A 25,442-nucleotide genomic window follows, 5' to 3' on the forward strand; every position below is an offset into this window, starting at 1 on the left:
GTTTGCCCCATCCCTTTTTTTTAAACGGAAACATACTCTGCAAAGCAGGTTTGTTTCTCGTTTTCCCGTTTTGCACCCGGAGTTTATAACTGTGACGTTGTCTCGCCCAAAGCGCTGTCTTTTGCCGGCTCTATACTCTGAAGCTGCGACAACAGCATTCCGGCGAACATGAGGGCACAGCCCAACAGCTCCTGGGTTCCTAGAATTTCATCCAGCAGCCAAAAACCGCCGATAGCCGCAAATACCGTCTCCATGCTGAGAATGATGGCGGCGTGAGTCGGTGCGGCATACTGCTGTCCCATGACCTGTAAGGTGTAGGCAATGCCCACTGAGCAAATGCCTCCGTACAGAATAGGGATGGCGGCAGCCAGAATGCTCGCCATGGTTATGGTTTCAAGCCAAAGCGCCGTCCCCAGACTCAATAATCCGCAGGTGATGAATTGCCAGGCTGACAGCTTTAGAACATCTACCCGACGGGAAAAATGACCAATCAGTAGGATATGGGCGGCCCAGAAAAAGGCGCCGATGAATTCGAGAAAGTCCCCGTAGGCTAAAGTCAAATTTTCTTTCACGCACAGTAAAAACAAACCGATTACGGCGAGACCGCAGGATAGCCAGGACAAAGCCGAAAGGCGCTGGCGCAAAAATATCCCTGCCAGGGGTATCAGGACAATGTACAGGCCGGTGATAAAGGCAGCCTTGCCGGCGGTGATGTATACCAGGCCTATTTGCTGCAGGGAAGCCCCTGCAAACAGTACCGCTCCAGCCAAAATGCCGGCCGGCAGTGCGTTTTGATACCGGTCTGGCCCCGGAGCGGCCTCACGATCAGCCTGTTGGGGTTTATTGCGCCAATACAGGAGCGGCACCAGAGAAAGACTGCCCAGAAGGAACCGGATGCCGTTAAAGCTAAACGGGCCCATATAGTCTACACTCACTCGCTGGGCCACAAAAGCGAACCCCCAGATGATAGCTGCCATTAAAAGTAACAAATTTGCCTTCCATCGTGTGTTCATGAGTTAGACTCCTTATAAAAATTATACCAATAGGTAATACACGATATGTATATTATTTCATTATATAAAAAAAAAGCGAACTAGGGAAGAGGATCGAACCGGAGAGCATTTAGAAAAATTTTCAATGAGATATTGACACTGATATATTAGTATATTAGTCTGGATTTAACAAAAAGAAAGGGGAGACAACTGTGAGCAGCAACTTGAAAGGCAAGGTAGCGGTGATCACCGGCGGCAGCGGTGTGTTGTGCAGCGCCATGGCCAAAGAACTGGGGCGTCAGGGGGTAAAAGTGGCGGTGGTGAATCGGACGGCGGAAAAAGGCCGACAGGTGGCGGATGAAATTAATCAGGCCGGCGGCAAGGCCATCGCCGTGGCTTGCGATGTTCTGGACCGGGAAAGCGTCGTGAAAACCGCCGCCATCATAAAGCAAGAACTGGGCCCCTGCGATATTCTGATCAATGGCGCCGGCGGCAATGATCCCAGGGGCATTACCACGAAAGAAACCTTTCAGCCGGATGATTTGACGGACAGGCAGGAAGGGGTCAAGACCTTCTTTGACTTGTCGGCTGACGGCTTTGACTATGTCTTCCGTCTGAATTTCATGGGAACATTTATTCCCATCCAGGTCTTTGCCGAGCAGATGATCGGCCGGCCCCATCCGGTGATTATCAATATTTCGTCCATGAGCGCTCCCTTCCCCCTGACCAAAGTAGCGGCTTATGGCGCGGCCAAAGCGGCGGTGAGCAATTTTACCCAGTGGCTGGCCGTTCATTTTGCCGAAGCCGGAATTCGGGTCAACGCCATAGCCCCCGGCTTCTTTCTGACCGAACAAAACAGAACCTTGCTCACCAATCCGGACGGGTCCCTGACTAACCGGGCGGAAAAGATTATCACTCATACCCCCATGCGCCGTTTCGGCAAACCGGAAGATTTGCTGGGAACGCTGCTCTGGCTGATAGACGAGCAGGCCGCCGGCTTTATAACCGGAGTGGTTGTGCCGGTAGATGGCGGGTTTATGGCCTATTCAGGCGTGTAACAGTTAAGACGTATATCAGCGGCATCATAGGGCAGGGACCTGTCAGCCTTTCATTCCGGGCGGCAGGTCTTTGTCTCTTTCATCCCGGAAAAAATTCTGCACAATACAAACACATTGACTCGTTCATAATTTTCAGATAAAATGAAATTAATGTATATATGTATATACACCCATCATCTGTAGGTATTTATACTTCTGGAGGTCGCCCATGAAGATCCGGCAGAATTTAATACCAGTCTATTACCGTCTGGCTGAAGATATCAGGCTGGCGATTGAATCAGGCAAGCTGAAGGATGGCGACATGCTGCCCACTGAGGGACAGTTGGGTGAAAACTACGGGATCAGCCGGATGACTGTGCGTCAGGGGCTGTCTCTGTTGGCGGAAGCCGGATTAATCGCAACTGTAAAGGGAAAAGGCACATTCGTCACCCGCCTCCGCCTCAATAAGCTGGTGATTGATCTGCATCAAAATGCCGACGGCAATCCTTTTCGTTACAGACTGGTAGGGGTGAAACTGGGCCGTGAGGATCATGAGGCTGTCCGACAGCTGGGATTAACGGCAGGGGCCAAGGTGATTCTGCTGAAGCGTTTATTATACCAGAATGAACAGGCAGTGGCGGTGGAAGAAAAATGGCTGCCATACCTGAGAGGGAAACCGTTACTGGAGACCCAATTAGAATACGCCGATTTTCCCGAAGTGGTGGCCAAGCACCAGGACAGTGTGCCGGTGCGCAATGACGCGATACTGTCGGTGGGCAGCCTATCTGTCGAGCAAGCCGCTTTGCTGGGAGAGGAACCGGGAAGTCCGGCTTTGCTGATTCGGCAGGTGATCTACTCCCGGGATGACCAGCCCCTTGGCATATCTTACATGGTCTGTCATAAAGAGCGTTTTCAACTTAAGGCCACGTCTTATTCCGCTATCAGCAGGTAGATCAAAGAGGGTGATTTTCTTGCTCATTAAAGCAGGTCTTTTAATTGACGGCACTGGCTCTGCCCCCCGGCAGGGCTGTTATCTTTCTCTTGAAAACGGCAAAATCGCCGCTGTCGGGCGGGAAGGCGACTTTGCCGGGCTGGAGGCAGAGCAGGCGCTGGATTATTCCGCCTATACCATACTGCCTGGTTTGATCGATGTCCATGTGCATCTTTTCCTGGAAGGCATCTCCGATCCCAAAGCCCGCGCCGGACGGTGGCAGGAAACCAAAGAGATGACCCTGCTGCGGGCGGCGAATAATGCGGCAGTTACTTTGAAAAATGGCGTGACCACAGTCAGGGACCTGGCGGGGCCTGGCGGCATGAGCCTTGCCCTAAAACAGGCAGTGGAGAAAAAAGTGCTTACGGGCCCGCGAATCATGACCTGCAATCGGGCCATTTCCATTACCGGCGGTCATTTTCATTACGCCGGCGGCCGTGAAGCCGACGGTCCCGATGAAATCGTGAAGGCGGTACGGGAGCAGGTCAAAGCCGGAGCGGCATGGATCAAGATTATGTTAACCGGCAGTGTAAACTTTGAAACCGGCAATGCCGGACCGATGGAATTCTCGTTTAGAGAGATCCAGGCGGCAGTGACCGAAGCGGAACGGTTCAACCGGCCGGTGAGCGCCCATGCCAACGGAGTCCAGGCAGTGCGCCAGGCCCTGACAGCCGGCGTGCAGTCTATTGAACACGGTGCTCTCTTGGATGAGGCTGCTGTCGACTTTCTGAGATCCAGTCCGGCCTACTGGGCTCCTACCCTTACGCCCTTTCTGCAAATGTTGCACCAAGGACATTTCAGTCCCCAAACTCAAACTGGCCTGGAGCAGGTCTATGCTCATCACTGCGCCATGGTCAGGCGGGGGATTGCGGCAGGCGCCAAAATCATCGCCGGAACCGATGCCGGTGCTCCCGGGGTGCAGCATGGCGAGGTTTGGCGGGAACTGGGGCTGTTTGTCGAGCTGGGGATGTCTCCTGTTCAGGCCATTGCTTCGGCCACTGGCCTGGCAGCTAAGGCAATTGGCGTAACTGACACCGGCGTTGTTACTGCAGGGAAAAATGCCGACTTGCTGGTTATTGACGGTAACCCGCTGGGCGATATTCAATCGCTAAGGCATATCGTCCAGGTATATAAAAAAGGAGTTGGCATTATTTGATTATCTGTGCACTTTGAACCCTCTGCCTTTGTATAAACTAGCCGTTCGGGCTGGCTTTTTATAAAGATCTTTGCCAGTCAGAGGGGGTTTTGTTATAATAACAATAAACATTAAGCGAATGAATGACGTGATTTTATAGAATATTGCGATCAATCGACTGTTGTTTTCTTGAATAAGATGCTGCATTTCATATTTGCTGAGTTCTGCATTAGAGGTGGTTACGATGGACGAACGGGATTGGTTAATTATCAAAGTGTTATATGAACAGAAAAACATTACAAAAACTGCCCAGACATTATTTATATCGCAACCTTCTCTTACCGCCCGTATACGTCAGATTGAAGACGAGTTTGGCGTTAAAATGATATATCGCGGCAGCAGAGGTATTCATTTTACTCCCGAGGGTGATTATCTCGCAGATTGTGCCCGTAAAATGCTGACCAATACGCGTCAAATAAAAGAACAGGTTATCAATATGGGGACTGATATAAAAGGAACGTTGCGAGTGGGGGCGTCCAATTATCTGTCCAAGCATAAAATTCCCCGGCTGCTGGGGCTTTTTAAAGAACGCTACCCCAATGTCGAATTTAATGTTATTACCATATGGAGCCGTGATATCTGCAGTCTCCTGTTTAATCAAGACGTACATGTGGGTTTTATGCGTTCGGATTTTGGCTGGCGGGGCGAGAAATATATTTTATATGAGGCACCTATATGTATAGCATCCAAAAAGGTAATTACGCTAAAAGATCTTCCCGACCTGCCGCGGATTGACTATCATACGGATGACTTACATAAGGCGTTGCTTGATACATGGTGGAATGAGAATTTTTCACAACCTCCGACCATTGGGATGACAGTAGGGTATCTTGATATATGCAAATCAATGGTCATAAACGGCTTGGGATATGCCGTCGTCCCTAACGATTTATTAGAGGATGTCGGATATATTCATAAGATATATATAACGGATAGGCAGGGGAACCCGATATTAAGAAAGACATGGATCTCTTTACCACCGGGAAATACTAGAGTTAAAAATGGTGAGATTATTTTTGGACTTTGCTAAAGCAATGGACTTTAGTACTATATAGCGGGTGAAAAATTAGACATTATGAAGATTCTACGACTTATATGAGTGTAGAATCTTTTTTATACCCGAAATTCTTTAAGCGTATTTCTGATACCGGGTATCGAATATTTATATTTCTTAATTTTCAGATGCATGAGCTATGATTTAATTAGTAACATCATAAAACATGAGATCCAATAGTTGAGATGCAAAAGCATGTCATCTCAAATCATGATTAAAGGGGCGGATAACACGATGCAAAGGAAGTCAGAAACAATTTTAATGTGTACAGTGGCTGGCACTGAAGCAGCTGCGCAGGAATTTGCTGCGGCGGCCCGCGATGTTCTAGGAGAGGGAGTTATTGTGGATGCGCTAACGCCACAGTATATAACCCAAAATGAGAAATACGAGTTGTATTTGACAATGCCTTCAAGAGTCAAGGAACTAACCGCCGTTGTACCTGAAAAAAGAGTAATGGCTTTCGAAGTTGTGCCGGAGACAGGCTTTTTTGTAGCGGCAGCCCAGATTCCCCGGGGTGAAACAATATATGTGTTTCACAATAACCAGCGGGGCGGAGAAGAGATCTTTATCAGGCCCTGTCAACGATACGGCATCACACAGGTTGAATTTCGCGTTATTGCTTATCAAGAGATGAGCCAGGCGGAAGTAGCGCGTCTTGTGGGCACGGCGAAATATATTATTGGTTCTGAAATTTCGGTAGGATCGGACGGATATCTGCTTAGTCAGCATAGGGCAGCGATAAGAAACGATGCGCTTCTTATCGCTGCCAGACGAATTCTTACGACTGAGTCCGCCGTGCAGCTCATGTTCCGAATCGTGTCTATCCGTCATGAGCGTATGGCTGCCAGCGTTATTCAGAGGATTCAGGAGCAATACCAGCAGATCCAGGAAGTAACAGCGACTACTAATATTGTTACAGCAAAGCTAGAACAGGGAGTCTCCTCGTTTGTGGCCATGAGAAAGGGAATTAATGCAGAAATTACGCATATTCAGCAAATCGGTGAGCTTACGAACAAGCTATCGGAGGCAAATAAGAGTATTGAGAATATTGTTATTTCGATCAGGTCTATTGCAGACCAGACAAATCTTTTGGCTCTTAATGCCGCGATTGAAGCGGCACGCGCGGGAGAACAGGGAAGAAGCTTTGCGGTGGTGGCGCAGGAAGTAAGAAAGCTGGCGGAAGAAAGTAAAACGTCCACTAAGATGGTTATAGCAGTAGTAGATACGATTGGGCAATCAATCGCCAAGATTATCCCCGCCCAAAAAGAAATTTCGGATACTATGAAGGCCTATGGTGAAAGGCTGGCCACGATACTGAACGACTTTGAGGATAATGGCAAAGCAGTTCAAAACATTTTGGCTTCTATGGAAGAAATTACCCAGGCCAGCGATAATCTGCTAGAGGTAGCCCAAGGAATGATTGGATAAAATGATGCGTTTTGTAATTGAAATACATATTTCTGATGCTTGATATCAAATTTAAATATTTTTAATTCTTCTGAATTATACCTATAATTAGTTTGAAACATGTTTCGACACTTAATTACAGTAATGAAGGGAGCTAAGACGGCAGAATATGGTTGGACTTCAATACTAAGAAAACGGAGGAAAGAACGTGGGAATGAGTATTTGGTCGCTTCTAGCGTATATTGCGGCTATTATCTTTTGGAGCTCATGGCTCAAGAGGAATATCGGAGAGGCTATGGTCGTGGGCTGGGTAGTAGTACTTCTTTTCGGCGGAAGTCAGTTTTTTGATCTGCTGATGAAAAGTATTGTTTTCGCGGCTATGCAGGAGACCGTATATGCAGCGCTTGCTTTTGTATTCATGGCCTTTGTTATGTCGAAAACCGGACTTGTGAACCGCCTGGTAGACATTCTAAATTCGACTCTGGGGCGAGTCGCAGGCGGCGCCGGGTATATCTCCACTTTGGCGAGTGCCCTCATGGGACTGATTTCCGGGTCAGGATCCGGCAGTGCTGCATCGGTGGGCGCAGTGACTATACCATGGATGGTCAATTCTAACTGGCCCCGCCAGTTAAGCGCTACGATGGTTGCCGGTAATGCCGGCCTGGGTATTGCTTTGCCGCCATGTTCATCGATGTTTCTCATATTAGGATTAGGGGTCGTCGCCGAGAAAGTAACGATCGGATCGCTCTATATCGCTCTGCTGACAGCCGGTTTGTGGACGCTGCTATATCGTCTCATTTTAGTGCGATGGTTCGTTTTCAAGTATAATATTCAGCCATTGCCGCCTGCAATGATAAAATCCTTTTCGCAGACTTTTCGGGAAGGCTGGACATCCCTGCTTATATTTGTCGGCATCATTGTCCCGGTAGGTTTGACAATCGGCCCGGTAGCCGATTATCTGACAGCAATAAAAAGTTTCGGTCCCAAAGGCTTGAAAAGTATTTCAATCATAGTCTGGATTCCCGTGCTGATTAGCTGGATCGCGATCTTTGAAGGCCGGAAATATCTGCCGAAAACCGCTTCTGGTTTATATGAACTGGTTCAGTCATCGGCAAAGCGTTACGTAGTGGTAGGTGCAACCTTGTTTGCCGCCTTTGCCGCAGGCGATGTGATGACCAGACTAGGCCTTGCCAAAGACATGATGGCGATTTTGCAGGCGATGAATCTTTCCCCTCTGTTAATGATTATTCTGGTTGGAATTCTGGTAACTTTAATCGGCGGCCCGCTTACTTCAACCGCAACCGTTGTGGCAATCGGATCCGTTTCCTTCTCCGCGCTTATATATGCCGGCGTGGATCCGGCTATAGCTGCGGCGGTGATCTTGATTTTCTCTTCCACTGAAGGGGCTTCGCCTCCCGGAGCTGCACCGATTTTTATAGCGTGTGGCATTGCTAATGTTGACCCGGTAAAGACGTTTGTGCCTCTCATTGTATATTACGTCATACCAATAGTTATTATCGGAGTTCTTATCGCTCTAGGCGTACTGCCTACGATGGTTATGTAAGGGGGAGGAGCAGATATGGCATTGCTAAGACAAGGTTTAAACGTCTTATTTGTTTGCGGGGTTCTCATTTTTATGCTGCTGGGCACAGTGATTGTTGCGGTGCAAATCTATAGCATTCTTGCCGCCAATGGTACAATGGCGGTCAGCATAATGAAAGCACTGGGCAAACCAGCCTTTATTATTGCAGCCGTGACCGGATTGATCGGCTTCTGTCAAGGTTATGTAAATGGTTGGGACATGGGTGATTAACTAACTTTGATGGATTGTAATGGACGGTTTATCCCCCCAAGCCGTGTTGGGGGTAGCTCATTTCGAAGCATTGACGACAACAAGCGTAATTGTATCGTATACGGTTGGACGGCTGAATAATGGAGAGAACAGGAGAATTGAGATCATGGAATTCGATTACACGAAAAATGTAGTTCGACGGTCAAGGTTAATTATGCCGGCCAATAGCCCCAAGTTTGTGGAAAAAGCGTATTTAAGGGATGCGGCCGCAGTCGTCCTTGATCTGGAAGACAGCGTTCTCCGATCAGAAAAGATAACCACCCGGGCATTGATAAAAGAGCTGATTCCTATCGTGGGTAAAGGGGGCAGCGATGTCTTGATCCGTATTAACAATACGGAGGATTTGTTAAAAGATGATATTGAGGCAGCGATCTGGCCGGGAGTGGAAGGAATTGTCGTTCCGAAGGTCGAGAGTGCCACCGAGGTCCTGGCGATTGAGAAGCTTATTGCCGGCTTGGAACAACAGCGAAACATACCGCCGGGTCATATCAAGATTTCTGTCCTGATTGAATCGGCAAAGGGATATATGAGCATGAACGAAATTGCGCAGGCCAGCGAGCGAGTCGATTCACTCACGATCGGCAATGAGGATTTCCTGCGAGATAACGGTATCGCAGAAATCAAAGAAACATATCACGCTCTGCTGATCCCAAGAATGCAGCTGGTGTTTACAGCGCGGGCATACAAAAAAATTCCGATGGGTTTAATCGGGTCGCTGGCCAACTATGGTGATGCAAAGGCTTTTGAAGAAAGTGCCGAGCTTGCCTATAAGCATGGATATTTAGGCGCGAGTTGCATTCATCCCGGCAATGTAGAAATTTTAAATAAAGCGTTTACGCCCAAACAGGAAGAGGTTGGACGCTCCAGACAAGTGATAACAGCCTTTGAGGCGGCGGCGGCAGCAGGAAGAGCGTCAGCAACGTTTGAAGGCAAAATGATCGATTATGTCCACTATGACAGGGCGAAACAGGTCCTGGTTCGGTATGAAATCATCACAGCATTTGAACGGAAAAAGGCTCAGGCTCGTGAAGTTGCCGGGCATATAAACGGCCCGCGCCAATAAACCGCAGTCAGAACGATTAGAACGACCCAGAAAGGGAAGGTAGATAAAGTGAAAAATGCTGTTGGCCGTGAAATACCGGAACATATCGCCGGTTGTAAATATAATCCCTACCGGGGGCCCTGGGCCTGCATCCCCTCACGCCAGGCGAACGGAGGCAAGAGTGTTGATGCCCCGGCAGCGGAAAAAGTTCTCAAATCGATTGATGCCGCCATTGAAGCGGTCGGTTTGCGGGATGGGATGACAATCTCTTTCCATCATCATCTCCGTAATGGCGACTATGTCATGAAGCTGGTTGTTGATGCCATAGCGCGCAAGGGAATACGAGGCTTGAGACTGACGGCCAGCTCACTGAGCGCTGTCCAGGATGCAATCATGCCGCATCTTGAGGCTGGAGTCATCACCGCAATTGATACCAGCGGCATACGAGGTGAGATCGGCAAATTTGTTTCCGCCGGCAAACTGCCGCATCCGGTCATGATCCGCACTCACGGCGGCCGGGCGAGAGCGATTGAATCAGGGGAACTGTCGATTGACGTTGCCTTTATCGGCGCGCCGGCCTGTGACATACAGGGAAATATCAACGGAGTTGACGGCCCGGCGGCGTGCGGATCACTTGGCTATGCCATGGTGGACGCAGCTTACGCCGACAAGGTTGTTGCGATTACCGACCATCTCATGCCTCATCCGCTGCAGCGCATCAGTATTCCGCAAACCCAAGTTGATTTTATTGTCAAAGTAGATTCCATCGGCGATCCGAAAGGCATTAGTACGGGCTCCCTGCGGATCAGCACCGACCCGAAAGAGTTATTGATTTCTCAATATGCGGCAACGGTCATTGAACATTCCGGCTGTTTCCGCGACAATTTCTCGCTCCAATTGGGGAGCGGAGGCGCTTCCTTAACAGCGGCCAAATTCATTAAGGAAAAGATGAAGACCAAGGGCATTACGGCAGCATTTGGCGTTGGCGGCATTACCGGCATTTTCGCGGAGATGATGGAAGAAGGCCTGGTTAACCTCTTGTTTGATGCGCAAAGCTTTGACAGTACGGCGATACAATCCCTGCGGCAAAATGACCGGCATTTGGAAGTATCGGCTTCCTATTACGCCAGCCCTGGAACATGCGGCCCGATTGTGAACAATGTGGATGCGGTTATCCTTAGCGCAACTGAAGTGGATATCCATTTTAACGTCAATGTACTGACCGGTTCAAACGGCAGGTTGATGGGAGCGCCGGGCGGGCATCCCGATACGGCGGCAGGTTCTAACCTTTGTATCGTTGCTCTTCCCCTGGTGCGGAGAAATTTCCCGGTCATGCGGGAATCTGTACACACCATCGTTACGCCCGGGGAAACAGTGGATGTGATTGTTACAGACCGGGGCGTGGCCATCAACCCGCTGCGGCAAGACTTAATCCACAATCTGCAGGGCAGCGGCCTGCCGATCATGCTGATAGAAGATTTGCAACGATTAGCCTATGAAATTACAGGAACACCGACCCCGGCTCCAACGGGCGGTGACATCGTCGGATTGGTCGAGTACCGGGACGGCACGATTATTGATGTAATCCGGAAAATCGGGTGAAAACAGGACACACATGAATAGGTACCACACGGTTTTTACCTGAAGCAGAACGGAGGACGGCGGTTTTGTCTTGCTAGACAGGATCACCGTCCTTTGTCTTCTTGCATTCAGGAACATCGGGCAATTCCATGGTGCTTTGAAAAAATTGGACGGCCTTTTTTGCTTTGTTGAGAAATAATGGAATCGACCGGTTGCGATTGGTTCTTTTCCAGGAGGCCACCATTTCCACACAGGCGTCTTCCCCTTCCAGTTTGAAGAACCGGAGACTGGGACTGGCATAGGGTTTGGTGGTAAAGTAAGGGAGAATGGCGATACCCTCGCCGCATTCAACCAGGGTCAGCAGAATTTCGGTCAAATAGGGGCGTTCAACCACCTTGGGCGTAAAGCCCCGGTTGGCACATAGCTGGAAGGTGAAATCGTAGGGGCAGGGAGCAACCTGGCGGTTGAGAACGATAAAAGGTTCCCGGGTCAAATCAGCAAAATCCAAATGACTCTGATTGGCCAGGGGATGGTCGTCAGACATAACAAAGCATTCTACATCCTGATAAAGAGGCTGCCAGACCACCCGGGGGGTGTTTTGCAAAGATACCGACATGGTAAGGCCGATATCCACATCGCCATGTTCCAAAGCCATATTGAGATCCCCCCAGTTCAATTGGGCTAGCAGTATTTTGATCCTGGGATAGGAATGGCGGAAGTCTTTGACTAATTTGGGCAGGAAATGTTTGGTATGAGACTCTAAAAATCCGACCTTTAAGGTGCCCTCAAAACCGGATGCAGTATGGCGGGTTTTCATGAGGGCTTCTTCCATGGCGGCAATAATGAATTTGGCTTCTTGCAAAAAGACCCGGCCGGCAGCGGTTAACTGAACAGAATGGGTATTTCTGGCGAACAGTTTAACGCCAAGCTGCTTTTCTAAATCAGCGATTTGCAGGCTGACGGCTGACTGGGTGAGATATAAGTATTTGGCCGATTCGGTGAAATTTAAGCGTTCAGCCACACAGACGAAGATTTCTAATTGCCGGAGATCCATAAGATCCCTCCCTGTAGCAAGAGTATTGTTTTTTTTTATTGCAGCCATGAGAAAACTTAATTTCCCTGAGCAGAATAATTCTAATATATTATAAACATAGCAAGGAGTTAACGGAATATATTAAAATTTCATATTATTACAAGCGGCGGAGGGAAGAACATGACGGTAAAAAAGGATGAAATGACGGCGGAAGAAAGACTGGTGGCGACCATCAATCTGGACCCGGTAGACCGGGTGGTTTGCGCGCCAATGATCGACCAGTACGCCGGACAATTTGCCGGCATCAGCAACAAAGAATTCATGTGGGACTGGGAAAAATGCATGGGGGCGATTGATAAGGTAAAGGAGGCTTATCCTATCTGGGACAGCAATCCCTTTATCATGTGCGAGCGTTACGCGCCGCTGATGAAAAAGGTGGGACTGATGCGCACGGCCATGCCTGGCACGGAACTGCCGGATAATGCTTCTTTTCAGATGCATGAAGTAGAGATTACAACCCGCGAAGACTATGACCTGCTCATAAAAGAAGGGATCGCGGCCTACGTGGGCAAGTTTAACCAAATTGCTCACGGGTCTACACTGGAAGAACAGCTGGCCGCCATGGCCGAAAAGGGAAAGCTGCTGGCAGATGAAAACCAGCGTACCCATCGCCGGGGACAAAGTTCGACCTGGGGCATCCTGGGCGGGTCGGCGCCGGATGTACTCTCCATGACCCGGTCTCTGGAGAAATTTTTTAAAGATGTGATTCAGATACCGGATAAAGTGTTTGAGGCTATGCAGGTTATTACCGACGGCATGATTGCCATCCTGGCGGATCAGGCGGATCAAATCGGCATTCGCCGCGCCTTTATCGGCGATTCCCGCAGCAGCGCCCAATGGATTTCCCTGAAAAATTTTGAACGGATATTCCTGCCGGTTATGAAGCGGCTTGTCAACGGATTAAACGAGAAAGGAATTATTCCCATCCTGCATTTTGATTCCGACTGGACGCGAAACCTGCCGTATATGCTGGAATTGCCGGCGAAGAAGTTCGTTGTCCAATTGGACGGTTCCACCGATATTTTTAAGGCCAAAGAAATATTGAACGGACACTGCGCCGTTATGGGAGATATGCCGGCAGCACTGTTAGCTGTGGGATCGGCCAGCGAAGTGGACGAGTATGCCAAAAAACTGTTCCAGGTCGTGGGCAAAGGCGGCGGTTTTATTTATTCCTCAGGCTGCTGCGTACCGATGAATGCAAGGCACGAAAACGTGAAAGCTTTTTTTGCCGCGGTGGAAAAGTATGGACGGTATAACTAACCGGCGATTTCCGCCCGTTGCAACTCAGGGAAAAGGCAGGGATCCTACAGTAGAAAAATTAATGCACAAAAAAATCAAAAAATTCTAAAAAGATATTGACGACTTTATAAAATCTGCCGTACAATTGATGTATATATGTATATACATCAATTGTAGTTATGTATATACAATTTGGGGGTGATGAGATATGTTACTCATTGGAGAACTCATTAACACCAGCCGCAAGGCTATCCGCGAAGCAGTTGAAGCCAGGAACTCCGGATACATACAGCAGGTGGCCAAAGAGCAGGAGGAAGCCGGAGCCCATTATCTGGACATCAATTGCGGCAATATGGTCGGACAGGAAATTGAGATTATGAAATGGCTGGTTGAGACAGTGCAGCAGGTTACCGATATGCCTCTGTGCATTGACAGTCCGGACGCGGGGGCGCTGAGGACCGGTCTGAGCCTGTTAAAACCGGGATACAAGCCGATGATTAATTCTATTAGTGCTGAAAGCAAACGCTATGAGGCGATTGTACCTCTGATCAAGGAATTCCAGGCCAAGATTGTGGCCCTGTGCATTGAGGACGCAGGCATGCCGGCCACGGCGGAGGACCGGCTGCGCATTGCCGTGGATTTAGTGCAGGCACTGGAAAAACAAGGTGTGGTTCAGGATGACATTTATCTGGACCCGCTGATTAAGCCGCTGAGCACCAATGAAAACCACGGCAAGGAAGTGTTGGACGCCATCCGGCTGATTAAGGAGAAATTTCCGGCGGTTCACTTTACCTGCGGCCTGAGTAACATTTCTTATGGCCTTCCTAACCGTCCGGTCCTGAATCGGTTGTTTGTGGTCCAGACCATGACCGCAGGGATGGACGGCTATATCTTAAATCCCGGCGACAAAGCCATGATGGGAATAGTGTACGCATCCCAGGCTTTGCTGGGACAGGACAAATACTGCAGCAAATATCTTAAGGCGCACCGGAAAGGCTTGTACGCCTAAACACGAAACCGTTGAAAAAGGCCCATCTGCGAGGAGAAAAGCTATGCACAACAAAGGACTCACGGCGGATGCATCGTCTGTATTTCAGATAAAAATCGATAGTACAGGTCAAAGCTTTCCTTGCTTTGCCGGTCAAACCGTGTTGCAGGCTCTGACCGACGGGGGAGTCTTTATGGAGGCCAACTGCGGTGGCCGGGGGACCTGCGGCAAATGCCGGCTGCAGGTGCTGCAGGGTAAGGTCGCAGATCCGCAAGGTCTGTCGGCAGTGGCCAGGCAAGAAGGCGTCTATCTGGCCTGTCAGATTTATCCCAGTGAGAATTTAACCGTAGCCTTTCAGGAGAAAGAAGCCAGCGCCAAGGGGAGCGTCAGCGTCAATTTTGAGGATGATGGTAACCCTTTGCTGAAAAAAGTGGTGGTCACACCTGAATACCCCACTGTAGAAAACCACTATTCATTACAGGAAATGATCGGTCACGCCCTTAAAATGTCTGGATTTCCGGCCCATATTCCAGATTCCCCCCATCTTATCCGGCAGCTCGCTGCTGCGGCCTCGCCGGGATCCGGCCCCATAACGATTGTTCTGGCCTGCGGAGAGATCATTGCGCTGGAGCCTGGAGATTCCTCAGGCTCTTTATACGGCGTGGCCTTTGACATTGGGACGACAACAGTGGTCGGCATGCTGGTGGATGTCCGGTATAGAAGCGTCATTGCCACTCATTCCCGCACCAATCCCCAGGCTGCTTTCGGCGCCGACGTGATCTCCCGGATTGACGCGGCGTCACGGGCTGACGGGCTGGAGGCCCAAGCCGGGGCCGTCCGCCAGTGCCTGAATCAGATTGTCCGGTCTCTCTGCATATCGGCTGATATCTCAGCCCGGCACATCTATGCCGCCGCCATCGCCGGCAATTCTACCATGGAACATCTGCTGCTGAAAGTGGCGCCGGTCAGTCTGACTCTCAAGCCCTATGCGGCAGCATTCAGGCATATGGCGCCTTTTCCGCCGGCTGAGATAGATCTTGAAATCAATCCCGGCGGCAAGATTCTGCTTCTTCCCAATATCGCCAGCTTTATCGGCGCGGATACCACTGCCGCCGTTCTGGCCACGGATCAGGATATTTTGAATAGTCATACCTTGATGGTGGATTTAGGGACCAACGGGGAAATGGTGCTGGGAAACCGGCATAAACTGTTCGCCTGCTCCGCTGCCGCCGGTCCTGCCTTTGAGGGTGCCCATATCAAGAGTGGCATGCGGGCTTCTGCCGGTGCAATTGAAGATGTAACCATCAGTGATGATGTTTATATACGGGTGATCGGCCCCGGCAAGGCGGCAGGTATTTGCGGTTCAGGCCTGGTCAAAGCGGCTTCATGCCTGCTCAAAAAGGGGATTCTGTCCGCCAGCGGCCGGTTTGATCAAAACCTGGCCAGAACATTGTCTCCCCGTCTGGCAGAGCGCCTGAGGCGCCAGGATAATCAGTGGGAATTTGTCCTGGTGCCAGGCAAAGACAGCGCCAATGGCGTCGATATCGTCCTTACCCAGGCCGATGTCCGGCAGCTGCAGCTGGTGAAATCCGCCATCTGCACTGGCGTAGAGTTTTTGCTGGAAAAAGTCTGTCCGTCAAAAGACATGCCGGTCTATCTGGCCGGGGCTTTCGGCAACTATATTGATATAGAAAGCGCTTTAGGCATCGGTCTTTTGCCGGGCCTCCGTCCGGAGCAGGTCAGGCCGGTAGGCAACGCCGCCGGTATCGGGGCGGTGCGGGCTCTTTTATCACGAGAACAGCTGGCAAGATGCGGACATATCAGTGAGAAAATTGAATATGTGGAATTGGCGGCCCAGCCCCAATTCCAAAGCAGGTTCCTGGCCAATCTGTCTTTTCCGGAGGTTAGTCTATGAGAAAGTTGATTGTAGCCTGCCAGACGCTGCAGGAAGAACTACGGCTGGTTCTTCGGGAAACCGATGTACAGGATCCGGTAGTGTATATTGAGTCCGGTTTGCATAATCAGCCCGAGCTGCTGAACCGGCGCATCCAGGAAACATTGGATAAAATCGATAATGTGGATATCGTGCTGATGCTCTTTGGCTATTGCGGCAACAGCATGTTAGGCGTCAAATCCTCCCGGTTTAAAATCGTCCTGCCCAGGATTGACGACTGTATTCCTCTCTTATTAGGCTCATCCGAAGAACGGCGCAGGGTTTCCCGGGAAACGGGGACGTATTTTTTGACCAAGGGATGGCTGGACTATGAAAATAATCTTATTAAGGAATACGAGCGCTGTGTGGAGCGCTACGGCGAACAGCGGGCCTTAAAGGTGATGAAGATTATGATGGGTCACTATGGGCGGTTTATGCTGATTGATACCGGCGCTTATTCCATTGACAGCGTGGTGAAGAGAACCAGGGAGTTTGCCGCTAGGCTGGATAAGCGGCATGAAATCGCCGCCGGCTCTCTCCGGCTCATCCATAAATTGCTGCTGGAGCAGTGGGACGAGGAATTTATCATCCTGGAGCCGGGGCAGGAACTGGCCATGAGTGATATTTGCTCCGGTCCTGACGAAGGCTTGGGGCAGACCGGCCAATTCCTGACCCCGGGCAATCTGTAGGTTCTCCCCGGAAAGTAAGCGAGAGGAGGCTGGTTCTATGCGCATCTTACTGTTTGGCGGTTTCCTCGGTTCCGGCAAGACATCCACCATTTTGCAGGCAGCCCGGCAAATTACTGAAATTCGTAAGGAAACCGTGGTCATCATTGAAAATGAAGTCGGCGAGGCCGGCGTGGATGACCAGTTGTTAGCCGGCAGCGCCTTACAGGTAAGACCTCTGTTCGGAGGGTGCGTCTGCTGCCAGATCACCAGTGATTTGGTGACAGCTGTGGCGGAAATAACGGACAACTATCATCCCGACTGGCTGATCATTGAAATGACTGGCCTGGCTGTTCCGGGCAATGTGGCCAAGCTGGTCCGTCAGTATGATGCCAGCCGTTCCCCCTGCAAGACAGTCAGTATTGTAGATGCCGGACGCTGGCAGGAACTGAAGGAAGTGCTGGAACCGCTGATTTTGGCTCAGATCAAAGAAAGCGACCTGGTTATGATCAACAAAATTGATTTGGCCGACTTGGATAAAGAAATTGATCTGGGGCAGATTGAGGCAGATGTGCGGCAAATCGCCGGACCGGCGGCGACTTGTTTGACCGTCAGCGCGGCAAAGCCACTGCCTTTGGCGGTGCTGGAGGAGGTCTTCCATCTTGAGTGACGCCGGTGATGCCACAGTCTTTAGCCGCTCTCGACAGGTGGTATTTGACAAACCCATTGCCAAAGCTGAGCTGGAAGAGTTGCTGCAGCAGATTATGAATCGGATGGGAGAGCCTTTGGCCTATAACGGGGTTATCCTGGGTCATATCAAGGCGTTGGCCAGGCTGCCGGAGGAAAATCAGTATTTATTTTTATCCGTGACCCGGCTCGATCAGGTGGATCGGAAAGTCTCACCGGAGTGGAGCAGACGGCAGGGTCCCATTGACCGCATGGAATTAGCAGTGAACGCCCTGGTCTTTGGTCACAGCAGCAGTGAGGTGGAGAAGATCGTAGAGGAGTCGCTGAAAAAGGCCGGTATGATATGAAAAAGCCCCGGTTGTGTCTGTCCCTTTGCAGGGCCGTGAATAATCAACCGGGGCTTTCGATGCTTACTTGCCGGTGCCGGCGGCGATCATGGCTTTTACGTTTTCCACCTTGGCATTGGGCGGGATGGAACAGCCTGAAGTCAGGATGAAGCCTGCGCCCATATCCTTGATCAGTTTCGTGCAATAGCCGTAGACCTCATCAGGGGTGCCCAAAGCCAGCTTGGTAGCTGGTACGTCACCCTTGATGCACATGCGGTCGCCCAGAGCGGCTTTGATTTTGTAAATGTCGGTAGCGGCATCGGATTCGAAAACGGCTCTGCCTTTAGGGAAGGATCTGAAGCAATCCAGATCTCTCTCCCAGTTAGCATCCATATGCAGGTTTACAACAGCGCCTTCTTCAATGATCACGTCGGCGGCGCCTTTAATGTATTTCCAGACAAAGCGTTCCCACAGCTTGGGCGTGAAGAATTCGCTGGCGCCCCGGGAGGGAGCCAAAAATACCATTTTGGAATTTGTAGCGCGGATTTGCTGCCGCAAGGTGTCCATGGTCTCTTTCTGAATGACGTCCAGGACAGCCTCCACCTTATCGGGGATCTTGTATAAATCTTTGATGAACCGGGGCATGGAACGGCCTCCGCTAAGGTATTCATTGACGGTAATCGTGACCAGAGGCGAATAGACCATATAGCCGGCGTCTTCAAAATTTTTGACCATCTGGTTGGTATCAGCCAATTCTCCAAATAATTTATCCAAGTTGATGCCCAGCCTATTTTTGAGGTAATCGATCTGGAAAGGGGCCCACCCTTTATTCAAAATAGTATCGTAATCATCAGTAGTAATATTTTCCCGTTCATCCAGCTGCCAGAGGGTGTCATCCGGCAGCTCCCGCCCGGGCAGCTTCACCTTGGTCATGAACATTAAAGGGAACAAGATGCCGGCGGCAAAGGCGGAGTTGGTGCCGTCAAAATCTCCAAGGTCTTTGGCCGAATCCAGCATGACCTTATTGGAAGCCTGCAGACTGGAAACAAAATCCGCCAGTTTTACCCCCATATGTCGGGCGCAAAAGGAGTCCATCATCATGATGACCGGCGTTCTGTCGGTTTTCTCCAGGGCGATTGCCTTATGTACTCTTTCGGTACGCTCTTTGAGCAATTCCTGAGTTGATTTCACTGGACTTTCACCTCCAGAATTTCTAGAATCTCAAAAGAATCATTCTCATTTCTCCATACGCGGCGACTGGTTTAGCTTACAGCCTTCCGGGTGGCTTCCACCGCATCCTGGGCGTTTTTGCAGTAGCCATCGGCGCCTACGTACTTGGATACATTGGCATCCACCGGACCGCCGCCTACCAGTACGGTTACTGATGGATCAGCCGCCTTTACTGCTGCCACCGTTTCTTTCATTACGTCAAAAGCAGTAGTTAAGAGGCAGCACATGCCCACGACCTGGGGGTGATTGGCTTTCACAGCATCGACGAAATTGGCAATGGGAACATCAACGCCCAAATCCACAACTTTGAACCCATTACAATTCATAATAGTGGCCACGATATTTTTGCCAATATCATGGATATCGTCTTTTACCGTACCCAGTACCATGGTTCCCAGCTGCGCGGTTCCTCCGCCTGCCGTCAAAGCTTCACCTAACAGAGCGGCGGCTGTGGAAAACACATCAGCCGACATGATCAGTTCGGATAAATAGTAATCTCCTGCTTCATACAGTTTTCCCACCTGTTCCATACCCTGCTGCAAGGCCGCCAGAACATCAATGGCCGGCACGCCGGACGCAAGTTGCTCCTTAACCCCCGCTACGACCAAATCCTCATCCAGTTCCGCCATGGCTTTGACTAAATCCGCTTTTGTCATTTTTCATACCTCCCGCATAATAATTTGGAGACCACCTTGAGATGGTGAGTAAAGCCGTTATGAATATTTCCGCCGCTCTAACTGCTTAAGGACGGCGGTAAAAAGAATTGTATAAACTTGTATATATAAGTTATTGTAACATCTGTATTGTTATTTTTCAATCATAATTTTCAGACAATTAATTCTAGATTCAATTGTCTGGATTCGAGTGCGTTGCAGACTGAGTTCCGGGAATATTGACGGATTATTTAGAAAATGATACGATTTAATATATACACAGGTATAAACTTGCTTGAAGACAGCAATAGCAGCCTGTAGGGCATGGAGGAATCAACTTTGAGCGCTCGGATGACAGCGATCTATTATCGGGTGGCAGAAGATTTGAAGGAAAAGATCATGACCGGCAAGTTGCTTCCGGGCGAGATGGCGCCTTCAGAATCGCAGCTGGTCGAAGCGTACGGCATCAGCCGGATGACCGTCAGACAAGGCATTGGTCTCTTGGTGGACGGCGGTTATCTGTATTCGGTTCCGGGGAAGGGTTATTATGTGGCGGCTCCCAACCTGGATAAAATTATTATCGATGCCTCCCAGGATCGTTTTTTTGGCCAAAAGATGAAAGTGACTCTGAAAAAAGTGGATGTTGTCACTGCCGACGATACTTTGGCCGCCAAGATGGAAACGCGGGCCGGCGAGATTATTCTGCGGATGCAGCTAACCCTTAATTCCCGGGAGGGACCGGTGGCGCTGGATTGCCGCTATCTACCCTATCGCAAGGGAGAGCCGCTGTTGGAAAATGAGCTGCAATATGCTGACTTTCCCCATATTGCAGCCCGTCACTCCAAAGTGGTCTTAGCCAGAAGTCAATTTACCATCGGAGCCGTCCTGCTGGCGGTGGAAGAGGCTAAAGCACTGGAAACCGAACCGGGTACGGCCGCTCTGTGCATTGAGCAATTGCTTTTTGATCGTGGGGGCAAACCGTTAGGCTGGTCAAGGATGGTATGCCGCAGTGATCGTTATGTGATGACGGGAGTCGCCTATCCATACGCCGAAAGGGTGTGACTGGAGTGATTTTGACAACGTCGACAACGCCAAAAATACTGACTGCAGCACTAACGCGTATCAATGAAGATAAAGTCGTAGAACTGGCCCAGCGCAGCCTGGACCGGGGTGTCCATCCCCATCTGATCATGGAACAAATGCGAGCGGGGCTTGACGCAGTGTACCAGCTTTACAGCAAGGGAACCTATTTTTTGGCTGATTTGCTGATTGCGGCAGAAATTTTCAAGAAGGTGCAAAATATGGTCCAGGACCAAACCAGGTTGACCGATCGCCGGGAGGCAACCGACATTGTGTTTGGCACAGTGAAAGACGATATTCACGATATCGGCAAGAATATCGTAATCAGCGTCATGGAATCCATGGATCTTCAGGTCGTTGACCTGGGAGTGGATGTGGAACCTGGACGGTTTGTGCACGCTGTGGCTGCCGCTAAAGCCCCCATCCTTTGCCTCATGGGGCTTTTGACCGTCTCTTATGAGCATATGAAAGACACGGTGGCATTACTGGAGAAAGCCGGTCTGCGGCAAAACACCGTAGTCTTCATCGGCGGCCTGGTGAATGATTCGGTGCAGGCCTATGTGGGCTCCGACTATTGGGAGCAGGACGTATATAAGGCCTGCCAACTGTGTAAAACCGTCTTAAAGCGGGAACTGCCTTCCAGTCTACATATCTCCTAAAGGTTAAACAGGATCAATCCCACATAGGAAAGCGTATTTTTCCCGTTATAGTAGGGGATGCCGCAGGCTTTCTCCAGATGCATTACATCAATCCCGTAGGATTCCACCGAGGCAAGCGCCTGGTCGGGAAAGCGGCAGGGCTCGCGGTCCAGATAAGAACACCGCGGGCAGATTTCGCAGGCGCCGGCCTTTAAGGGCAGAATATCTTCCAATTTATGCTTGCCTTTTACCATGGCCAGGATGTCCCGGAATACCCCCTCATGAGCCTTGCCTGCTGCTACCATTCCTCTCCAGTCAAAAGTCCGGGCCAGCTGATGCACTGTCTGAAACAACATTCCTTCCTTATAGCGGCAGGCTCTGGATTTTAATTCCGCAAAATCTCCTACGGCAGGCGGGCATACCCAGTTGGTGTTGTATTTGCCGCAGGTGTTTTGTTCACAGGCTTTGCGAAAATCCTCGACGAATCTGATCTGGGACACTTGGGCAATTGCCGCATAATCCGCTTTTAAATCCAATGCATCCTGTATTAATGCATCATAATTTATTGCCATCACTGCATTCCACCTTTGCACAAATATCAGCTTGATTAAAATGGTAATGCCATATTTTATTTTTGTCAAATTCGGATAATTCAAAAAAATCAGCATTTATACAGACCGTGTCAAAGAAGGGACAATAAGGGGGAGATATAGCGACGGTCTGGCAGAAGGGTCATTATAATCCCGCTGCCCCACTGTTCCTCAAAAAGGTGTCTGAGGACATCGGCTTACGGCAGCAGATGAACCGAGCGACAAATACCTGCATAAAGTCGGAGACGCTGTTAGCCGTTCTAAGCATCATGCTTCTGCTGCACTCGGCCTAATATCGGGGAAATATAGTGCGAGGCAAAAATGCATCAGGGACTCACCACAGATTTTACGGTGAGTCCCTGATGCATTTTTCGACCCGGAATCATTACGACCAGACGGTGAGTATCTGATCAATTGTTATCCTCCTAACGGAAAAACATTTAGAAGGGTACTGGCGTTCGCAAATTTACTGCGGTGTTATTAATTCAATACCATGTTGGCTGAAGAATTCAAGATACTCTTTGTCGGGTCGGGTATTCGTTATAAAGACATGGATGTCTTTTAAATCGTAATAAGTGGTTAGTGAGATCCGTCCTAGTTTAGTGTTATCTGCCAAGAGAATAACCTTATCACAGTTTTCGACCACATACTTTTTAATGTCATACTCAAAAGACGAAGAATTTGTCACCCCTTTGGCAATGGATACCCCAGTAGTGGCCATAAAGGCCTTGGAAATATTATATCTTTTTAGGTTTGCTACAGCGTTGGCGTCAACAAAGGAGTTGGTTCTTCTAAATAAAGTTCCTCCCGTAGAAATAATGTTCAAATCGGGGTAGGGCAGAGAACTGACTATGACATTTAAATTATTTGAAATTATGGTTAAATTCTTTTTTTCGGACAGATGTGGCACCATGTGCATGGTAGTCGTCCCTGAGTCTATAAAAATAATATCACCGTCTTCGACAAAGCTGCTGGCAAATGCGGCAATGATTTGCTTGACCTCTTTATTTTTTTCCTCTCTACACTCAAAGGGTTCTGTGGTTTTTTTATCGCTTAGGACAATTCCGCCATAGACTTTTTTTATTTTACCTTTTTTCTCGAGTTCATTGATATCTCTTCTTATGGTATTCTTAGAAACGTTAAACATGGCGCACAATTCTTCTATACTTGCTCTTTCGGTATCAACAATATAGTCTTCGAGTTTTTTGATTCTGCGCTCTTTCAAATTTTCACCTCTAAGTTTTCGCAATAAAATAGCGAATATTCGGATTTTAAACACTTAATGAGTTGTTTTTGGTCAATTGATGGAACTAAAACACCAATGACAATACCTTGCGTCAGCAATAGCTGAAATCTTTCCGGAATGAAACAACTTTATTATATAATAAACGAGCTATAATAATCAATATAATTGGGATAGTTCCTTCATAAAAGGAGTTATGACAAATAGACTCAATATTTAAAAATTTTTAAAAAATACTCATATTTATTATTGAAATTATCTAAAAGATGAATTACAATATCACCATAAAACGCACTTGATTTTCAAAATATAATCAAAATATAACCAACAAGTAAAGCGGGAAATGGTTTATTTCCTTCGGGAAACTGAAAGAGAGGAGCTTGCAGATGGCAGTAAAGCGACTGAGGTATTGTGTCAATGGAGAATGGAGGGAATCAGCTACAAAGAAATACATGCCGGTTACCAACTCCAGTACCGGCAAGATTATTGCAGAAGCGCCCTGTTGTACCGTTAACGAAGTAAATGAGGCGGTTGCCGCGGCCAAAGCGGCGTTTCCCGTCTGGTCCAATACTCCGGTGACGGCCAGAGTTCAGCTTATGTTCAGGTATAAATCTATTTTGGATTTATATTTGGAAGAACTGACCGTGCTTGTGGCCACTGAATTGGGAAAAAACCTGAGTGAGGCCCGCGGCGATGTTCTGAAAGCGATTGAAGTGGTGGAGCTTGCGTGTGCAACGCCGACTTTGCTGCAAGGCGATTCGCTGATGAATGTTTCCGAAGGCCATGACACAGTGCTGTACAGGGAGCCGATCGGCGTATTTGCCGGTATCGTACCTTACAATTTTCCGGCGATGATCCCTTTTGGCTGGATGATTCCGCTCTGCATCACGACAGGCAATACGTTTGTGCTGAAAGCCGCCAGCGCCGTGCCTCAGACCGCCATAAGAATGCTGGAGCTTTTGATAGAGGCGGGATTGCCGGCGGGAGTTGTCAACCTGCTTACCTGCAGCCGTCAGGAAGCGGAAAGTTTATTGAAACATCCGGATGTCGCAGGTATTTCTTATGTCGGTTCTACCTCGGTGGGGCTGCATATTTATTCGACCGCGGCGACTCATGGCAAGCGGGTTCAGGCATTGTGCGAAGCCAAAAACCACGGCTTGGTGCTTAAAGATGCTTCGCTGGAATTGGCGACCGGCAGAGTCATTAATTCCGGCTTCGGCTGCGCGGGCCAGCGTTGCATGGCTTTGCCGGTTGTCTGCGTGGAAGAGGAAGTGGCGGATGCATTTGTTGATCATCTGGTTACATTCGCTAAAAGACTCAGAGTCGGGCCCGGTTATGATCAGGCTACCGATTTGGGGCCTGTCGTGTCGGCGGAACATAAACAAAGCGTCCTGAATTGGATTGCCAAAGGGATTGAAGAAGGGGCAAAACTCATTTTGGACGGCAGGGATATTGCCGTCACAGGCTATGAGGGAGGTTTTTACCTCGGCCCGACAATTTTTGATCATGTTAAACCGGAAATGAGTATTGGTACCAGTGAGATTTTCGGGCCTGTGGTGTGTATCAAGCGGGTAAAGGATTTTGAACATGGCCTGGCGGTAATGAATGGGAACCCCTTCGCCAACGGGTCCTGCATTTTCACGCAGAACGGTTATTATGCCAGAGAGTTTGCCAAAAGAACTCACGGCGGCATGGTTGGTATCAACGTAGGCATTCCCGTTCCTTTATCTGTATTCCCTTTTTCGGGGCATAAACAATCATTTTTTGGCGATCTGCACTGCATGGGCAAGGACGGCGTGGCCTTCTTCACGGAAGCTAAGTGTGTGACCAGCCGCTGGTTTGACGAAGACGCAAAACATACCAAGGTGGATACCTGGGAAGGAACAATGACGCGCAAATAACCCTTTTACATGATCCGGTCCGGTA

The 25,442-nt window shown here is 49.3% G+C and carries 24 protein-coding genes; 18 read left to right on the top strand and 6 right to left on the bottom strand.

Annotated elements, in window-relative coordinates; all coding sequences use genetic code 11:
• Nucleotides 1-83 precede the first annotated feature (83 nt).
• On the bottom strand, nt 84-1,013 hold the full coding sequence (locus ALO_RS14315) for a DMT family transporter (RefSeq protein ID WP_004097048.1): 930 nt from the start codon (nt 1,011-1,013) through the stop codon (nt 84-86).
• A gap of 191 nt (nt 1,014-1,204) precedes the next feature.
• On the opposite strand from ALO_RS14315, the gene ALO_RS14320 reads away from it, so the two are divergent.
• From ALO_RS14320 to citF, 9 genes are all read left to right on the top strand, one after another.
• The gene (locus ALO_RS14320; protein WP_004097050.1) at nt 1,205-2,050 is read left to right on the top strand and encodes an SDR family oxidoreductase; all 846 of its coding nucleotides are present in this window, start codon (nt 1,205-1,207) and stop codon (nt 2,048-2,050) included.
• A gap of 208 nt (nt 2,051-2,258) precedes the next feature.
• A complete protein-coding gene (locus tag ALO_RS14325; protein ID WP_004097052.1) occupies nt 2,259-2,981 on the top strand; it encodes a GntR family transcriptional regulator in 723 nt (240 codons plus the stop codon).
• A gap of 19 nt (nt 2,982-3,000) precedes the next feature.
• A complete protein-coding gene (locus tag ALO_RS14330) occupies nt 3,001-4,176 on the top strand; it encodes a metal-dependent hydrolase family protein (RefSeq protein ID WP_004097053.1) in 1,176 nt (391 codons plus the stop codon).
• A gap of 223 nt (nt 4,177-4,399) precedes the next feature.
• Complete coding sequence (locus tag ALO_RS14335) at nt 4,400-5,245, top strand: LysR family transcriptional regulator (protein WP_004097055.1); 846 nt, start codon at nt 4,400-4,402, stop codon at nt 5,243-5,245.
• A gap of 219 nt (nt 5,246-5,464) precedes the next feature.
• Nucleotides 5,465-6,697, top strand: a complete 1,233-nt coding sequence (locus ALO_RS23950; RefSeq protein ID WP_083821106.1) for a methyl-accepting chemotaxis protein — start codon at nt 5,465-5,467, stop codon at nt 6,695-6,697.
• A gap of 193 nt (nt 6,698-6,890) precedes the next feature.
• Entirely contained in the window at nt 6,891-8,240 is a 1,350-nt protein-coding gene (locus tag ALO_RS14345) for a TRAP transporter large permease subunit (RefSeq protein WP_040293530.1), read from the top strand.
• Between the two features lie 15 nt (nt 8,241-8,255).
• The gene (locus ALO_RS14350) at nt 8,256-8,489 is read left to right on the top strand and encodes a hypothetical protein (RefSeq protein WP_004097060.1); all 234 of its coding nucleotides are present in this window, start codon (nt 8,256-8,258) and stop codon (nt 8,487-8,489) included.
• Between the two features lie 145 nt (nt 8,490-8,634).
• Nucleotides 8,635-9,591 (top strand): HpcH/HpaI aldolase/citrate lyase family protein, encoded by a 957-nt coding sequence (locus ALO_RS14355; protein WP_004097061.1) that lies wholly within the window; start codon nt 8,635-8,637, stop codon nt 9,589-9,591.
• A 48-nt stretch (nt 9,592-9,639) separates the two neighbouring features.
• Entirely contained in the window at nt 9,640-11,172 is a 1,533-nt protein-coding gene (citF, locus tag ALO_RS14360; protein ID WP_004097064.1) for a citrate lyase subunit alpha, read from the top strand.
• A 73-nt stretch (nt 11,173-11,245) separates the two neighbouring features.
• On the opposite strand, the gene ALO_RS14365 is transcribed toward citF, so the two are convergent.
• Nucleotides 11,246-12,205: a LysR family transcriptional regulator gene (locus tag ALO_RS14365; RefSeq protein ID WP_004097066.1), complete on the bottom strand. Its 960-nt coding sequence runs from the start codon at nt 12,203-12,205 to the stop codon at nt 11,246-11,248.
• A 159-nt stretch (nt 12,206-12,364) separates the two neighbouring features.
• Here ALO_RS14365 and ALO_RS14370 point away from each other — a divergent pair, with 159 nt between their 5' ends.
• From ALO_RS14370 to ALO_RS14395, 6 genes are all read left to right on the top strand, one after another.
• Nucleotides 12,365-13,504, top strand: coding sequence for a uroporphyrinogen decarboxylase family protein (locus ALO_RS14370; RefSeq protein ID WP_004097068.1), 1,140 nt, complete (start codon nt 12,365-12,367; stop codon nt 13,502-13,504).
• Between the two features lie 187 nt (nt 13,505-13,691).
• Complete coding sequence (locus tag ALO_RS14375; RefSeq protein ID WP_004097071.1) at nt 13,692-14,492, top strand: methyltetrahydrofolate cobalamin methyltransferase; 801 nt, start codon at nt 13,692-13,694, stop codon at nt 14,490-14,492.
• A 43-nt stretch (nt 14,493-14,535) separates the two neighbouring features.
• A complete protein-coding gene (locus ALO_RS14380; RefSeq protein ID WP_004097073.1) occupies nt 14,536-16,386 on the top strand; it encodes an ASKHA domain-containing protein in 1,851 nt (616 codons plus the stop codon).
• Nucleotides 16,383-17,093, top strand: a complete 711-nt coding sequence (locus ALO_RS14385) for a DUF1638 domain-containing protein (protein ID WP_004097075.1) — start codon at nt 16,383-16,385, stop codon at nt 17,091-17,093. Before ALO_RS14380 ends, ALO_RS14385 begins: the two co-directional genes overlap by 4 nt.
• Before the next feature lie 37 nt (nt 17,094-17,130).
• Nucleotides 17,131-17,739 carry a GTP-binding protein gene (locus ALO_RS14390; RefSeq protein WP_004097077.1) on the top strand — a complete coding sequence of 203 codons (609 nt, stop codon included), beginning with the start codon at nt 17,131-17,133 and terminating at the stop codon, nt 17,737-17,739.
• Entirely contained in the window at nt 17,732-18,103 is a 372-nt protein-coding gene (locus ALO_RS14395) for a hypothetical protein (protein ID WP_004097079.1), read from the top strand. Before ALO_RS14390 ends, ALO_RS14395 begins: the two co-directional genes overlap by 8 nt.
• A 63-nt stretch (nt 18,104-18,166) precedes the next feature.
• Here ALO_RS14395 and ALO_RS14400 read toward each other — a convergent pair whose 3' ends face one another.
• Entirely contained in the window at nt 18,167-19,273 is a 1,107-nt protein-coding gene (locus ALO_RS14400; RefSeq protein ID WP_004097080.1) for a uroporphyrinogen decarboxylase family protein, read from the bottom strand.
• 71 nt (nt 19,274-19,344) lie between these two features.
• Complete coding sequence (locus tag ALO_RS14405) at nt 19,345-19,968, bottom strand: cobalamin B12-binding domain-containing protein (protein ID WP_004097082.1); 624 nt, start codon at nt 19,966-19,968, stop codon at nt 19,345-19,347.
• Nucleotides 19,969-20,304: 336 nt separating this feature from the next.
• Here ALO_RS14405 and ALO_RS14410 point away from each other — a divergent pair, with 336 nt between their 5' ends.
• Entirely contained in the window at nt 20,305-21,027 is a 723-nt protein-coding gene (locus ALO_RS14410; protein ID WP_004097084.1) for a GntR family transcriptional regulator, read from the top strand.
• A 5-nt stretch (nt 21,028-21,032) separates the two neighbouring features.
• Entirely contained in the window at nt 21,033-21,704 is a 672-nt protein-coding gene (locus ALO_RS14415; protein ID WP_004097087.1) for a cobalamin B12-binding domain-containing protein, read from the top strand.
• On the opposite strand, the gene ALO_RS14420 is transcribed toward ALO_RS14415, so the two are convergent.
• Complete coding sequence (locus ALO_RS14420) at nt 21,701-22,255, bottom strand: DUF2284 domain-containing protein (RefSeq protein ID WP_040293536.1); 555 nt, start codon at nt 22,253-22,255, stop codon at nt 21,701-21,703. The genes ALO_RS14415 and ALO_RS14420 overlap by 4 nt on opposite strands.
• Before the next feature lie 484 nt (nt 22,256-22,739).
• A complete protein-coding gene (locus ALO_RS14425) occupies nt 22,740-23,498 on the bottom strand; it encodes a DeoR/GlpR family DNA-binding transcription regulator (protein ID WP_004097091.1) in 759 nt (252 codons plus the stop codon).
• Nucleotides 23,499-23,902: 404 nt separating this feature from the next.
• Here ALO_RS14425 and ALO_RS14430 point away from each other — a divergent pair, with 404 nt between their 5' ends.
• Nucleotides 23,903-25,417: a CoA-acylating methylmalonate-semialdehyde dehydrogenase gene (locus tag ALO_RS14430; protein WP_040293525.1), complete on the top strand. Its 1,515-nt coding sequence runs from the start codon at nt 23,903-23,905 to the stop codon at nt 25,415-25,417.
• Nucleotides 25,418-25,442 lie beyond the last annotated feature (25 nt).

This window comes from Acetonema longum DSM 6540 (assembly GCF_000219125.1).
GTDB classification, from domain to species: Bacteria; Bacillota; Negativicutes; order Sporomusales; family Acetonemataceae; genus Acetonema; species Acetonema longum.